Source organism: Marinobacter iranensis (assembly GCF_029207565.1).
GTDB lineage: Bacteria > Pseudomonadota > Gammaproteobacteria > Pseudomonadales > Oleiphilaceae > Marinobacter > Marinobacter iranensis.
Map to the genome: position 1 here is coordinate 1 of NZ_JANCMW010000086.1, position 280 is coordinate 280.

Annotated in this window: 1 pseudogene; it reads left to right on the forward strand. The window is 76.1% G+C overall.

From position 1 onward, the window contains the following. Nucleotides 1-280, forward strand: a pseudogene (locus NLU14_RS21550) (hypothetical protein); the annotation flags it as partial.

Below are 280 nucleotides of genomic sequence, written 5' to 3' on the forward strand. Positions count from 1 at the left end.
GGGCCATCGGTTCGGGCATCGCCGCGGCGGCGACGATCGCCCTTGCCCTCGGCATCGGCTTCCAGGACGACGCGCAGCCCGAAGCCCCCCCCGCGCGGGAATTCGCCAGCGCGGCCAGGACGACGCGCACCGTGCAGCTTGCCCATGGCGTCACCGCCTCGCTCGGCGCCGGCTCCCGCCTCTCCGCGCCCGAGGCAGGCGGGCCGATGCGGCTGCGCGGCAGCGCCTTCTTCAGCATCCGCCACGATCCCGCGCGGAGCGTCGTCGTCGAGGTGGACGG